We start from the raw sequence: 13647 nt of genomic DNA on the forward strand, positions 1-13647 counted from the left end.
TGGTGTCGGTGTCGGTGTTGGCGTACTGTTGCAGTTCTCGTTGAACCGCCACAGGGTCGGCGATGCCGCCGGGTTCCAGTTGGCGCCCACAAAGGCAGTATGGGTCTGCAGTGCGGTGTAGTTCCTGCCCTGATAGCTGGCTTGGCTGTTGGCCGCATAAGTATTGCCCTCGACCCAGCCGGCAGCGCAGCTCGCAGCCCACGCCGCAGGCGCGTGCAGCAGGCCGGCTGCAGCCAAGCCCAGGGTGACGGCATTCATGCCGAAGAAAGGCTTACGGGGTGTTGTCATGGTCACGCTCCGTCTTAATGGAATGAAGCCCGCCTTGCCTGGCGAGCGACAGCTAGGCTCAAACGCCGTGGTAGCTGTCGTAGAAACTGGAGAAATCGTTGTCCCAGCGGAAATTGGTGAACGACATGGTGATGCTGGGGCTCAGGCCTTCGACGTAATGCCAGCAGCCCACCGGCAGGAACAAAATCTCGCCGGGCGCCAGCTCCACATCCAGTACCTGGGCATCGCGCATCAACGGAAAGCGCTGGTAATCGATATCGGCGCCATCAACCGGGGTATAGCAATGCAGGTCGTTGTAGATCTGCCCCAGCTCCACGGCGGGCACCAGCCGTATGCGCTTGCGCCCCATCACCTGTGCCATAAAGTTGTTGGTGAGGTCATGATGGAAAGGCGTGCGAGTGCCGCGCGGGCCAAACCAGAAAAAGCCATTGCCCGGCTTGCCGTCCAGGTAAGCGGGCAGTTGCACCACGTCATCCCATAGCTCAGCCAGTGCTTCCTTGTTACGGCCGCTATTGTTGGCGGTCATGTAGAAATCATTGGTCTGGTCGCTGTTCTGCACCAGGTCCACATAATCGGCAAAGCGCATATTGCGCTTGTGTTTGGGCTGGTTCACTTCGTAATTGGCGTCCTGATTGCGCCCAAACTGCACCTCCACCTCGCGTTCGCCAAAGCGCTCTCGCAAATAGCCAAAATGCCAGCGCGACATGGCGGGCCAGTCGTCCATCATGCCGGTGATGATGACGGGACGATTGAGCGCATAGAACTCCTTGAAGAAGGCATCGCCGCTGATCTGGTGTCGACGGGGTACCTCGTGGGTGCGGCTGTCCAGGCTATTGAGCTTGCGCTGTATGTCCAGCGGCCAAGTGCGCTTTTTCAGACGGTTGCGCAGGCGGGCAGCACCCGCCAGATAGGGGCTACTGATGGCAGCCTCCAGTTCGAGGCCTGCCTCCTCGGGGCTGATCCCGTTGTCTACCATGGTCTGCAGCAGCACAGCCGGGCTGCTCTCCAGCAACAGGTTTTCCGCTATCCAGCGGCGCCATTCATGGTCTACGCGTCGTACTTCCATTTCATCCTCGCTTGCCATCCTACCCAGGTTCTAAGGGTGCATACCGCCAGATGGAGCGGAGCACCGTGCTCCTTGCAGCAACGGTGCCCCGCCCTATCCAGCCAGCCTTACCTGACCGTGCTCATCTTGGTCATCAGTTCACCATTGGCTGTATCCCCATCCAGCGACCAGCTCATCATGCCGCCCAAACCCTTGGCCTTGACGTAGTCGATCTTGGTCTGGATGACATCAGGAGTGTCGTAGGACCAGAAGTTGGTACCGTCGAACTTCCACGACTGCTTGGTCACTGGGTGGACATAGACATTACCGGGTGCGTTCTTCAGCACCTTGTAGTCCTCTATCCCCGCCTCGTAGGTACCACGTGCCGCACCGGTAGCCGCTTGGTAGAGGCCGTTGTTGGCATTGGTCACGCCGGTCCAGCCCCGGCCATAAAACGGGATGCCAATCACGATCTTGCCCGCAGGCGCACCTGCAGCGAGCAGGCTGTTCACCGCCCCCTCGATGTTGTAGCTGGCGCCCAGGGTAGTCTGTGCATTGGGGCTGGCCGGGTCATTGCTCAGGTGAGAATGGAAGTCCGTCGGTCCCTTGGCATCCCAGCCGCCGTGGAAGTCGTAGGACATCAGGTTGATCCAGTCCAGATGCTGGCTGTAGAGGGCCGGCTCGGTCATGTCTATCTTGTCCTTGCCGGCACCTATGGCCACTGTCAGCTTGTACGGCTTGCCAGTAGTGGCCGTCAGCGCATTCAGCTGGGTACGGAACTCCTTCAGCAGCAAGGTGAAGTTCTGCTTGTCGGCCGGGCTGACGGTGTTGTAGCCAAAGCCCTGCACGCCCGGGAATTCCCAATCGATATCGATGCCATCAAACAGCCCGGCTGCTGCACCCGTACCGCCCGCACCGTCATAGACCGGCAGATTGCCCTTGATGTAGACGTCCACACAGCTCTTCACCAGTTGCTTGCGCAGCGTATCGTTGGCCGATGCTGCCGAGAACCACTTGGACCACGACCAGCCACCTAGCGAGATAAAGGCCTTGATACCGGGATACTTGGCCTTGAGCCGCTTGATCTGGCCAAAGTTGCCACGCAGCGGGCTATCCCATTTGTCGGCCACGCCATCAACCGAGGTAGCGGCATCGAAGGACTTGCTGTAGTCGGCAAACGGATCGCCGCCATCCCCATTGCCCGACTCGGTGCGGTACTGGATATCGCACTCGTAACCACCGTTCTTCTGGTAGACATTGCCGAAGGCATAGTTGAGGAAGGTCAGCTTGGCTGCCGAGCCCGAGGTCTCGATATTCTTGACTTGGTAGTTACGCCCATAGATACCCCATTGCGCGAAATACGACCCGACCTGACGTGCGGTGGGGGTTGGCGTCGGGGTTGGCGTCGGGGTTGGTGTCGGTGTCGGTGTCGGCGTTGGTGTCGGCGTTGGCGTTGGCGTTGGCGTTGGCGTTGGCGTTGGCGTTGGCGTCGGGGTGGGCGTGGTGCAAGCGTTCAGGTCTGTCCAGGGCTTGCCGCTGCCGGTATTGGCCGACGGTGCCTCACCCATGGTCCACCACTTGGCCTCGTAGTTGCGGCCGTTGTAAGTCACGCGCTGGCCGGTGGTGTAGGCCGTGCTGGCATTCCAGGCGACAAAGCAACTTACCGGTGTCGGTGTAGGAGTCGGTGTAGGAGTCGGTGTGGGGGTCGGCGTTGGAGTTGGGGTAGGTGTCGGCGTAGGGGTGCCGCTGCAGTTCTCGACGAAGCCCCACAGGGTCGGCGTCGAGGCAGGATTCCAGTTGGCGCCCACGTGGGCGGTATGGGTCTGCAGCGCCTTGTAATTCTTGCTGGTATACGAGGCCAGGGTATTGGTGGCGTAGGTATTGCCTTCGGCCCATGGAGCGGCGCAGGTAGCAGCCAGCACATTCGGGGCATACAGCAACCCGGCGGTAGCCAGGCTGACGGTGACAGAACGCAACGCGAAGCGACGGGCCAAGCTTTGGGTACGGTTCATGCGGTTAACTCCATCCGAGAGTTGGAAGTAAGGTGAGGTAACCGGATGCTTCGCCCGGCTCGGTTATCGTTTGCCATCGCCCCTCACCGTCAGGCAATGCAAAGTACAGCCATACCACCACATAAGACCGGTATTACTCAAACATCTCAAATTGGTCGCTTGTGGTTCTAATCTGGTATTCACGAAAATATGACGTAGTTATGAAGAATGTCAATCCGATTTTCTATATTCCAAGCCGATGCAGCCGGATGGCATAAATAGAACAAAAAATAAGCAAGCCTGATACAGCAAGGCTTACAGGGTCATAGACCGGGGGAGTACAGATGCCAGCGTGGTGGCAGAGAGAAGTGGTCTGTTGCGGTTCAGCTACGCAAACGGCCAGTAGGTGCGGGGATTGAATTAGTACGCAATGTATTGCTACTGGAACATAACCACTTACTGACCACGATCATGGCGTACTTCGTGGCCGGAGGATGGTGTCGGAACGGGAACATGCCTCACCACTGGGGAGTCTTCACGCCTTCTGCTACGCATGGCTTGGTCTGACATGGCCTTCATCAAGTTGTCCGACAACTTGGCATAAGGAGGCCAGAAGCGGTCCTGCCGGAAGAAATCCGGGTTGCCATCCAGCAAGGGATTCTTCACTGTCTTTGTCACTGCCACCATACTAAGTCGCTCAACCACGCCGCGTTGCACCGCATCTGACAACATGTAGTCGATGAAGATGTAAGCCGCTTCCAGCTTGGCACCAGAGACTTCGCGCGCGATGTTCATGGTATCCAACCAGACAGTATTGCCTTCCTCGAAAGGTACCAGAACCCAATGCCTGCCTAGGCTACGCTGGCGGGCGATCTCGGGCCCATAGCTTGCCACCAGCAGATCTTGCGCCGAAAACTGAGGTGCAACTGTCCAGAATGTACTCACCTGTTGGTAGAGCGCATCCAGGAAACGTTTAGCCGGGCTGTCCAGTAGTTGCAGCTTTGCTTGCTGCCGACTGTTGGACTGCACCAAGCTGTCCAACAGAAATGGGGGCTCGCCGACAGCCATATAGGCCAGCGCAACATTCGGTTGCACCTGACCACTGGTCAGCGAGATCTTGCCTCTCCAGCGCTCATCCAAGAGCTCGTTCAGGCGACGAGGTAGCTCTTCTGGCTTGAGCTTGTCCATATTGGCCCAGATGCCGTATGCCCCGCCGCCAAAAGGCACATACAACAGCTTTTCACCTGCCTTTCCCATGGGCAAGTCAGCTAGTTCGGGTCTTACACGAGCGAAGTTTGGTATGCGACGTGTATCAATAGCTTGAAGCAGACGGGCTCCTCGCCCTTCCTGCATCTGAATGTAGTTAAGCGTGAAGAAACTAAGGTCAGCTTGATGCCAGCGCATGACTTCAAACATCTGCTCTGGGCCCACCGCAAAAGGCTGGATGATCTCTGCGCGCACATCCAGGTTTCGCTCCTGTAACAGCCGATTAACCTGGGCCAGATCATCTACTGTCACATAGCCTTGCCACGTAAAGATACGCAGCACTTCCCCTGCCTGCACCGAACCTGCTAGGCAAAACCAGGCCCAAACAACGATAACCATGCGGTGCATGCAGATACCTCCCGGCTGCTATAGCCGCTGCGTCACAGGCCACACCTAGCTTCCTAAATAGGGGAAGCCAACCGTTGAATCCGGCCAGCGTATAGTACAGCGTAGTCACAAAAGGTCATAAGGCAACCCATTCGGCCATTTAGCTTGACCTGAACCGTCCATTCGGCCGCGCACCCGTTGGCCTTCCAGTGCCTTGCACTTGCCGCTCTCGATAACGGCAACCAAGCGTTGCGCATCGGCTACGAACGTAGGTACACACTACGCCTTACTCAGGCGGGCATATGCATGGATTTAGCTTTGTGCAGCGGTTTTGTGCGTGGCTCCCAGCAAAAAAATGCCAGTCAGCGTTCACTGACTGGCATTGGTCTTAAGGAGCGGCACGCTTGCAGGGAAGCAAGCTAAGGCAGGGCACCGAGCCTGTTCAAGGTCTTTTTGCCGCAATCAGCCCTTGAATGGCTCTAGCAGCTTTACTCCGTCTTGCCGGCAAACGCCGCCTGCATGGCGCGATCACGCTTGGCCTGGGCTGATAGCATCAGGCGGTTGGAGATCACCACAAAGACGGTGACGATGACGATCACCACAGTAGCCAGCGCATTCACTTCCGGCGTAGGGCCGATACGCACCGAGGAGAAGATCCACTGCGGCAAGGTGGTCGAACCCGGGCCGGACAGGAAGGCCGTCAGCACATAGTCATCCAGCGACAGGGTGAAACTCAGCAACCAACCGGACACCAGTGCCGGCGCAATCACCGGTATGGTGATGACGAAGAACACCTTGAACGGGTGGCAACCGAGGTCCATTGCAGCGTCTTCCAGCGAGCGATCCAGCTCCTTCAGTCGTGCCTGCACCAGTACCGCCACATAGGCCATGCACAGCGTGGTATGGCCTATCCAGATGGTGATCATCCCCCGCTCGCCAAACGCCCAGCAACCCAAGCGGGTGAACAGGCCACCCGGATCATCGGCCGAGCAACCCAGGCTGGACTGCAGGGAGACGAACAGCAGTAGCATGGACAAACCCACGATCACTTCGGGCATCACCATGGGTGCGGTAGTCAGGCCTGCAAACAATGAGTGCCCGCGGAAGGCGCCGAAACGAGCCAGTACAAAGCCGGCCACCGTGCCCAGCACCACCGCCAGGGTGGCGGCAAGGAAGGCAATCTTGAAGCTCAGGCCAGCAGCCGCGAGCAGGTCGTCGTTGTTGAACATCTCGCCATACCACTTGAGCGAGAAGCCACCCCACACCGTGACCAGACGTGATTCATTAAAGGAGTAGATGATCAGGCTGGCGATGGGCGCATACAGAAAGAAAAAGCCCAGCAGCATGAACAGCTTGTTGGCAGTTGGCATCTTGTTCATTGCGCAGCCTCCTGCTGTTTCTGCTCAAAGCGATGGAACCAGATGATGGGTGCGATCAGCAGCGCCAGCATCACCACGGCCACGGCGGCGGCCTGCGGCCAATCAAGGTTGGCGCCGAAGTCATCCATCAGCTTGTTGCCGATGAAGACCACATCACCGCCCCCCAACAGCGCCGGTATCACATACTCACCCACGGCCGGGATGAACACCATCATGCAGCCGGCGATGATGCCGGCCTTGGACAGCGGCAAGGTGATGCGGAAGAAGGTAGTGACCTTGCTCGCCCCCAGATCGGCAGCCGCCTCGAACAGGCGGCCATCCAGCTTCACCAAGGTGGAGTACAGCGGCAATATCATGAACGGCAGGTAGTTGTAGACCATGCCTATCACCACCGAGAACGGTGTGTAGAGCATTTCCAGCGGTGCATCGATCAGCCCCATGGACATCAGCACATTGTTGATGACGCCATTGGGCTTGAGTATGCCTATCCAGGCATAGACCCGCAGCAGGAAGGAGGTCCAGAACGGAATCATCACCAGCATCAGCAAGGTGTTGCGGGTAGCCTCGTTGGCGCGGGCAATGTTATAGGCCAGCGGGTAGCCTATCAGCAGCGTCAGCAGCATGGTGTAGAGCGCCAGCTTGATGGCATTGCCATAGGCCACCACGTACTGGCTCTCTTCCTTCGCTTGCTCCCAGGTGGTTTCCGGGTCGAACAGCGAGTGATAGAACGCCTTGCCCTCGTCCAGGATGGTGCTGTACTTGGTGGTATCCAGCACGATGGTGGTGGTGTTTTCCTCCTGGGTCACCAGGGGGGTGTAGGGTGGTTGCGCAATGTCGGGCTGGGCGAAGCTGATCTTCAGCACAAAGAAGAACGGCAGCGCAAAGAAGAACAGCAGCCAGAAATACGGTAGCGCAATCACGCCGGTGCGGCCCGAGGGCAGCCAGCGATGCAAGAGGGATTTGATCATGATGTCAGCACCACACCTGCGTCATCCCCCCACTTCACCACCACGTCTTCATTCCAGGTAGCCGGTTTTTCGCTGCCCCAGACATTGGACGGCACATTGGCCATGACGATGCGGCCGGAGGCCAGCTTGACGTGGTAGACCGAGTGGGAGCCCAGATACGCCACATCGTGTACCTTGCCCTCAGCCCAGTTGTATTGCGCATCCGGTTTCTCCCGGCACAGCACGACGTCTTCCGGGCGGACCGAATACCACACAGTCATGCCCTTGGGGCCGGTAATGCCGTGGTCCACATAGATACCGCGTGCCAGCTCAGGGCTTTCGATGACGATATGGTCGGGCTCATCTACCGACAGCCGGCCTTCGAAGATATTGGTGGAGCCAATGAACTCGGCGGTAAAGCGGCAGCTCGGGTACTCGTAGATCTCACGCGGGCCGCCCACCTGCATCAGCTTGCCTTCGCTCATGATGGCGATACGGCTGGCCATGGTCATGGCCTCTTCCTGGTCGTGGGTCACCATGATGCAGGTCACGCCTACGGTCTCGATCACATTGACCAGTTCAAACTGGGTCTGTACCCGCAGTTTCTTGTCCAGGGCACCCAAGGGCTCATCCAGCAGCAGCAGCTTGGGCCGCTTGGCCAGCGAACGGGCCAGTGCCACCCGTTGCTGCTGGCCGCCCGACAGCTGGTGCGGCTTGCGCTTGGCGTACTTGCGCATCTGCACCAGGTCCAGCATCTTGCCTACCCGGTCTATGATCTCATCCTTGGGCAGCTTGTCCTGCTTGAGGCCAAAGGCAATGTTCTGCTCCACCGTCATGTGCGGAAACAGCGCATAGCTCTGGAACATCATGTTCACTGGCCGCACATAAGGCTGCAGGTCAGTGATGTCCTGGCCATCCAGGATGATGCGGCCTTCGGTGGGATGCTCCATGCCCGCCAGCATACGCAGCAGGGTGGACTTGCCTGAGCCCGAGCTACCCAGCAGGGCAAATATCTCGTTCTTGGGGATGACCAGATCCACATCGTCAACCGCATAGAAATCACCGAATTTCTTGGTGACGCCCTTGATCTCAAGGTAGTGCTGCTTGTTGTCGCCTGCTGCGACTTCCGTTACCGCCACGATAGAAACTCCATACAAGGTTTGGTCATTGCCAAATCAAACGCGCAACGCCATCGGCACGTGCGTTTGATTTGGAAACGAGGGCATATCTTCGCAAAAAAGGCCGACCTTTTGTGATCGGCCCTTAGAGCCTGTTCACGATCTTTCGCTCCGGGGTGAAAAAATCGTGAACAGGCTCTTAGACTGTCAGCCTATTTGGCCGATTTGAACTGGTTGAAATACTTGGTGATCAGCTTCTGGGCAGCGGGCTCGATGGGCTTTTTGGCCTGTAGCTTGCTGAGTGCTTCCTGGTTCATGAAGATCTTGGGGTCGCTGGCGATCTTCTTGTCCACGAACGGCGCCGACTTGGTATTCGGGTTCGCGTAGTTCACGTAGTTCGATATCTCTGCCACCACCTTGGGATCCAGGATGTAGTTGATCCAGGCCAGGGCGTTGGCGGCATTCTTGCTGTCCTTGGGGATAGCCATATTGTCTATCCACAGTATGGTGCCCTTCTTGGGTACCACATACTCGATCTTCTGGTTGTTCTTGGCCTCGACCGCCCTATCCTTGGCGATATAGGTATCACCGTTGAACGACATGGCAACGCAGACGTCGCCATTGGCCAGCAGGTCTATGGGCGAGGAGTTGAACACGCGCACATCCTTGCGCACCTTTTTCAATACTTCGGTGGCTGCCTTCAGGGTGGCGTCGGAATGGTCGTTGGCATCCTTGCCGAGGTAGATATTGACCATGGAATACACATCGCTGCCGGTATCCATAAACGAGATGCCGCAGGACTTCAGCTTGCTGGTGTATTTGGGATTGAAGATCAGTTCCCATTCATCCGCCGGCATGGGTTCGTTGCCCAGCGCCTTCTTGACCTTGTCCACATTGATGCCAAAGGCTGTAGTGCCCCACATATATGGCACCAGGAACTTGTTGCCCGGATCGGCTACCTCTGCCTTCTTCAGTATCTCGGGGTTCAGGTTGGCGTAATTCGGTATCTTGGATTTATCCAGCGGCAGGTAGATATTCGACTGGATCTGCTTGGCAGCGAACTCCAGCGAGGGCACCACGATATCGTAGCCCGACTTGCCGGTCAGCAGCTTGGCTTGCAGTGTTTCGTTGCTGTCATAGACGTCGTACTTGATCTTGACGCTATTGGCCTTCTCGAAATTCGGCACCGTCTGCTCGCCGATATAGTCGTTCCAGTTGTAGATATTCAACTGGCCGGCGGCCTGAGCCTGAGCCGCCACACCCAACAGGGTGACAGCCAATACGGTCATCGCAAACTGCTTCCTAACCATCGAATTTCTCCTGAGCGTTGAAATAATGCGGGGAAGGACTGCCGAAACGAATCTGCACGACATCCAGGGGGTAAGCCCCCGGACGCGCTGAACAAAGCAGTGTCATGCAACACGGCAGCCAGGCTGCCGTGTTGCAAGCACGAATTACACCATACCAAGCTCGCGTGCCGTAAGGCCTATGCACAAGGCGGCCTTCTCGACCAACTCGTCTATCTCCGACTTGTTCATCACCAAGGGCGGGCTCAACAGCATACGGTCGCCAGTGGCGCGCATGATGAGGTTGTTCTTGAAGCAGTAATCGCGGCACTTGAGGCCGATCTCATAGCCGTTGGCAAAGCGCTTGCGGCTGGCCTTGTCTTCAGTCAGCTGCATGCCTGCCACCAGGCCTGCGCCATCGATCTGCCCCACCAGCGGCGAGGCATCCAGCGCTTCGCGCAGTGCCTTCTGGAAGTACGGACCGGTCTCAGTCTTGACCTGCTCGATGATGCCGCCATCACGCAACAGCTTGATATTGGCCACGGCCACTGCAGCGGCAACCGGGTGGCCGGAGTAAGTCAGGCCATGGTTGAAATCACCGCCTGCAATCAAGGGTTCGGCGATACGCTTGTGGATAGCCACGGCGCCCATGGGCACGTAACCGCTGGTCAGGCCCTTGGCCAGGGTCATGGTGTCCGGCTCAAAGCCGAAATGCTGGTGGGCAAACCATTCGCCGGTACGGCCAAAGCCGCCGATGACTTCGTCGGCGCACAGCAGCACATCGTACTTGCGGCAGATACGCTGGATTTCTGGCCAGTAGGTTTCTGGCGGAAAAATCACCCCGCCGGCACCCTGGAAGGGCTCGCCGATAAAGGCGGCGACATTGTCGGCACCCAGCTCGAGGATCTTCTCTTCCAACTGGCGGGCACACTTGAGGCCGAATTCGGCCGGGCTCAGATCGCTACCCTCGCCAAACCAGAATGGCTGGTCGATATGGGCGATATTGGGGACCTGCGAAGGCATCTGCTCGTGCATATAGCCCATGCCACCCAGCGAGCCACCGGCGATGGTGGAGCCGTGGTAGCCGTTCTTGCGCGAGATGATATGTTTCTTGGCAGGCTTGCCCACCGATGCCCAATACTGGTGCACGATGCGCAGCACGGTATCGTTGCCCTCGGAGCCCGAGTTGCAATAGAAGAAATGCTCGAAGCCAGCCGGCGTCACTTCGCTGAGCAACTGCGACAGCTCGATGATGGGCGGGTGGGTAGTCTTGAAGAAGGTGTTGTAGAACGGCAGTTCCATCATCTGCTTGTATGCCACTTCGGCAATCTCGCGGCGACCATAACCCACATTCACGCACCACAGGCCGGCCATGCCGTCGATGATCTTGTTGCCATCGCTATCCCACAGATAGACACCCTCGGCACGCGTGATCACACGGCTGCCCTGCTTGTTCAGCGAACCCATGTCGCTGAACGGGTGCAGATGGTGTGCGGCATCCATCTGCTGCCATTCCTGGGTGCTGCGGGCTGCAAACACGCTGCCGCCCGGCTTGTGGGCCTCGGCGTGAATGGCCGGGCGGGTGTCGAAGGGATTGCTCATTGGTTTCTCCAGTATTGACTTACCGCTCCCGGCGGGGGAACGGGTTGGGGTGGGGAGTCGCCGCCTTGCCGGCTGGCTGATGGTCGCTAGACCGACTCCTGCACCGCGGCCCCGTTTCCGGTAGGAAAACGTGGCCGCATCTTGCGCCAGGGACGGCGTTATACATTAAGCAGCAGGTGGCTGCGCTCCCACGAGCTGATCACGCGGAAGAAAGTGTCGTATTCCTTCTCCTTCACCGCGCAGAAGGCATTGACGAAGTCGGCACCAAACACCTCGGCGATATCGGCCGAATCGCGCATCAGTTCGATGGCGTCTTCCAGGTGGCGTGGCAGTTCGTAGTCCAGATCGTAGCCACTGGTGGTCATGGGGTCGGAGGGCTTCAAGCCCTTGATCATGCCCAGGTAGCCGCAGGCCAGGGTAGCGGCCATGGCCAGGTAGGGGTTGACGTCCACGCCCGGTACCCGGTTTTCCACCCGGCGTGCCTCGGGGCCGGAATTGGGCACCCGTATGCCCACGGTGCGGTTGTCGTAACCCCACTGCAGGTTGATGGGGGCTGCGGTAAAGCGGCTCAAGCGGCGGTAGCTGTTTACGAACGGCGCCATGATGGGCATCACGGCCGGCATATAGCGTTGCAGGCCGGCGATATAGCTGAGGAACAGATCAGACGGGCTGCCATCGGCATTGGAGAACACATTGTTGCCGTCACGCCCCACCACGCTCTGGTGGATATGCATGGCGCTGCCGGGCTCCTCCTGCATGGGCTTGGCCATGAAGGTGGCGTAGATGTTGTGGCGCAGCGCCGTCTCGCGTACCACCCGTTTGAACAGGAACACACGGTCGGCCAGGTCCAGGGCATCGCCATGGACGAAGTTGATCTCCATCTGGCCGGCGCCCACCTCATGAATCAGGGTGTCCACGTCCAGCCGCATGGCGTCGCTGTATTCGTAGACGTCCTCGAAATAGGGGTCGAACTCGTTCACCGCATCGATGCTATAGCTCATGCGGCCTGTCTCGGCCCGGCCAGTGCGGCCTACCGGTGGCTTGAGCGGAATATCGGGATCAATATTGCGCTCGACCAGATAGAACTCCAGCTCAGGCGCCACCACCGGCTTCCAGCCCTTGTCCTCGAACAGCTTGAGCACCTTGCGCAGTACATAGCGGGGCGAGATATCGACCGGCGAACCGTCGAAATGCACGCAGTCATGGATCACCAGGGCCGTGGGGTCTGGCGCCCAGGGCACCAGCCTGACCGTGTTGAAGTCGGGTACGCAGACCACGTCCGGGTCGGTAGGGCCGGTGATATTGTCATCATCGGGCCAGTCGCCGGTCACGGTCTGTATCAGTACCGCCTTGGGCAGGCGCATATTGGCCGAATTGAACTGGCTCTTGGGCAGAATCTTGCCGCGTGCCACGCCCGTCATATCGGGGACGACGCACTCGACTTCGGTAATGCCGTATTCGCGGAAAAAGTCCTGGAATTGGTTCTGTGCCATGCTAGTTTTTCGCCGCTGTGCGGCGAACCTCCGGTTGTTGGCAAGCCGGCAAACATTGGAAAGCGCGGCGGGGGGGATTCCCCGTCGCTTTCCGACGTTTCCCTCAACGGTGGTAAACCGTCAACGGCTCGCTTGGTAGCGCCGGCAATCCTCACCAAACGCCTTGAACAGGCTGGTCGAGAGTGGATTGTCAGCGTATTTCCACTCGGGGTGCCATTGCACCGCCAGTGCAAATCCTTTTGCATCCTTCACCGAGAAGGCTTCCACCAGGCCGTCCGGCGCCAGGGCCTCGGCCTGCAGGCCGGCGCCCAGGCGTTCCACGCCCTGGTTGTGTATGGAGTTGACGCTGTATTCGCTCAGGCCGCTGGTCCGCTGTATCAGGCCGCCCTCGGTAAATTGCACCGGGTGCGCCGGGCCGTACTGCACTTCCAGTTCGGCCGCGCTGTCCTCGCGGTGATCCATCATGCCCGGCATTTCGTGCACTTTTTGCAGCAGCGAGCCGCCATGCACCACGTTCATTTCCTGAAAACCACGGCAGATGGCAAACACTGGCATGCCGCGCTCGATAGCCAGCGCCATCAGCGGCATGGCGGTCTGATCCCGCGCGGTATCGAGATGCTGTCCTTCCGGCAGGCTGGGGCCGTTGTAGCGTTGCGGGTCCACCATGGAAACACTGCCGGTAAACAAGAAGCCGTCCACCATATCGAGCAAGGCACCGAAGTCCTGCATCTCCCCCAGGGCGGGGATCACGATAGCCAGGCAATCCGCGCCACCGATCACGGCGGTGATGTACTTCTCACCCACGCAGTGGAAAGGATGCAGGCCAAGCTGCTTGCGGTCTGCGACGATGCCTACGACAGGTTTGCGTTTCATATCCATGGTCTTGCGCTGTGCCCGGCAAACCA

General features: G+C 58.6%; 11 protein-coding genes. All 11 read right to left on the reverse strand.

The window, feature by feature from the left end; genetic code table 11:
- Positions 1-288: carbohydrate-binding protein (locus tag QQK16_RS17880; protein WP_368860145.1), on the reverse strand; the 288-nt coding region annotated here is incomplete at its 3' end.
- A gap of 58 nt (positions 289-346) precedes the next feature.
- On the reverse strand, positions 347-1354 hold the full coding sequence (locus tag QQK16_RS17885) for a cupin-like domain-containing protein (RefSeq protein WP_284197842.1): 1008 nt from the start codon (positions 1352-1354) through the stop codon (positions 347-349).
- Positions 1355-1461: 107 nt separating this feature from the next.
- On the reverse strand, positions 1462-3345 hold the full coding sequence (locus QQK16_RS17890) for a glycosyl hydrolase family 18 protein (protein ID WP_284197843.1): 1884 nt from the start codon (positions 3343-3345) through the stop codon (positions 1462-1464).
- Positions 3346-3780: 435 nt separating this feature from the next.
- Entirely contained in the window at positions 3781-4938 is a 1158-nt protein-coding gene (locus QQK16_RS17895) for an ABC transporter substrate-binding protein (RefSeq protein WP_284197844.1), read from the reverse strand.
- Positions 4939-5405: 467 nt separating this feature from the next.
- Positions 5406-6296 carry an ABC transporter permease subunit gene (locus QQK16_RS17900; protein WP_308447071.1) on the reverse strand — a complete coding sequence of 297 codons (891 nt, stop codon included), beginning with the start codon at positions 6294-6296 and terminating at the stop codon, positions 5406-5408.
- The gene (locus tag QQK16_RS17905; protein WP_284197845.1) at positions 6293-7264 is read right to left on the reverse strand and encodes an ABC transporter permease subunit; all 972 of its coding nucleotides are present in this window, start codon (positions 7262-7264) and stop codon (positions 6293-6295) included. The genes QQK16_RS17900 and QQK16_RS17905 overlap by 4 nt, the downstream gene beginning before the upstream one ends.
- The gene (locus tag QQK16_RS17910; protein WP_284197846.1) at positions 7261-8382 is read right to left on the reverse strand and encodes an ABC transporter ATP-binding protein; all 1122 of its coding nucleotides are present in this window, start codon (positions 8380-8382) and stop codon (positions 7261-7263) included. Before QQK16_RS17910 ends, QQK16_RS17905 begins: the two co-directional genes overlap by 4 nt.
- A 191-nt stretch (positions 8383-8573) precedes the next feature.
- Positions 8574-9671, reverse strand: a complete 1098-nt coding sequence (locus tag QQK16_RS17915) for a polyamine ABC transporter substrate-binding protein (RefSeq protein ID WP_284197847.1) — start codon at positions 9669-9671, stop codon at positions 8574-8576.
- Positions 9672-9815: 144 nt separating this feature from the next.
- On the reverse strand, positions 9816-11249 hold the full coding sequence (locus tag QQK16_RS17920; protein ID WP_284197848.1) for an aspartate aminotransferase family protein: 1434 nt from the start codon (positions 11247-11249) through the stop codon (positions 9816-9818).
- A 158-nt stretch (positions 11250-11407) separates the two neighbouring features.
- Positions 11408-12742, reverse strand: coding sequence for a glutamine synthetase family protein (locus tag QQK16_RS17925; protein WP_284197849.1), 1335 nt, complete (start codon positions 12740-12742; stop codon positions 11408-11410).
- Positions 12743-12862: 120 nt separating this feature from the next.
- Positions 12863-13615 carry a gamma-glutamyl-gamma-aminobutyrate hydrolase family protein gene (locus tag QQK16_RS17930; RefSeq protein WP_284197850.1) on the reverse strand — a complete coding sequence of 251 codons (753 nt, stop codon included), beginning with the start codon at positions 13613-13615 and terminating at the stop codon, positions 12863-12865.
- Positions 13616-13647 lie beyond the last annotated feature (32 nt).

It is taken from the genome of Chitinimonas prasina (genome assembly GCF_030160395.1).
Taxonomy (GTDB): Bacteria; Pseudomonadota; Gammaproteobacteria; order Burkholderiales; family Chitinimonadaceae; genus Chitinimonas; species Chitinimonas prasina.

What these genes read in the sequence shown, in the direction of transcription:
- QQK16_RS17895 (WP_284197844.1), bottom strand. Translation starts at nt 4,938, where the DNA reads ATGCACCGCATGGTTATCGTTGTTTGGGCCTGGTTTTGCCTAGCAGGT.
- QQK16_RS17885 (WP_284197842.1), bottom strand. Translation starts at nt 1,354, where the DNA reads ATGGAAGTACGACGCGTAGACCATGAATGGCGCCGCTGGATAGCGGAA.
- QQK16_RS17915 (WP_284197847.1), bottom strand. Translation starts at nt 9,671, where the DNA reads ATGGTTAGGAAGCAGTTTGCGATGACCGTATTGGCTGTCACCCTGTTG.
- QQK16_RS17900 (WP_308447071.1), bottom strand. Translation starts at nt 6,296, where the DNA reads ATGAACAAGATGCCAACTGCCAACAAGCTGTTCATGCTGCTGGGCTTT.
- QQK16_RS17930 (WP_284197850.1), bottom strand. Translation starts at nt 13,615, where the DNA reads ATGAAACGCAAACCTGTCGTAGGCATCGTCGCAGACCGCAAGCAGCTT.
- QQK16_RS17925 (WP_284197849.1), bottom strand. Translation starts at nt 12,742, where the DNA reads ATGGCACAGAACCAATTCCAGGACTTTTTCCGCGAATACGGCATTACC.
- QQK16_RS17905 (WP_284197845.1), bottom strand. Translation starts at nt 7,264, where the DNA reads ATGATCAAATCCCTCTTGCATCGCTGGCTGCCCTCGGGCCGCACCGGC.
- QQK16_RS17920 (WP_284197848.1), bottom strand. Translation starts at nt 11,249, where the DNA reads ATGAGCAATCCCTTCGACACCCGCCCGGCCATTCACGCCGAGGCCCAC.
- QQK16_RS17890 (WP_284197843.1), bottom strand. Translation starts at nt 3,345, where the DNA reads ATGAACCGTACCCAAAGCTTGGCCCGTCGCTTCGCGTTGCGTTCTGTC.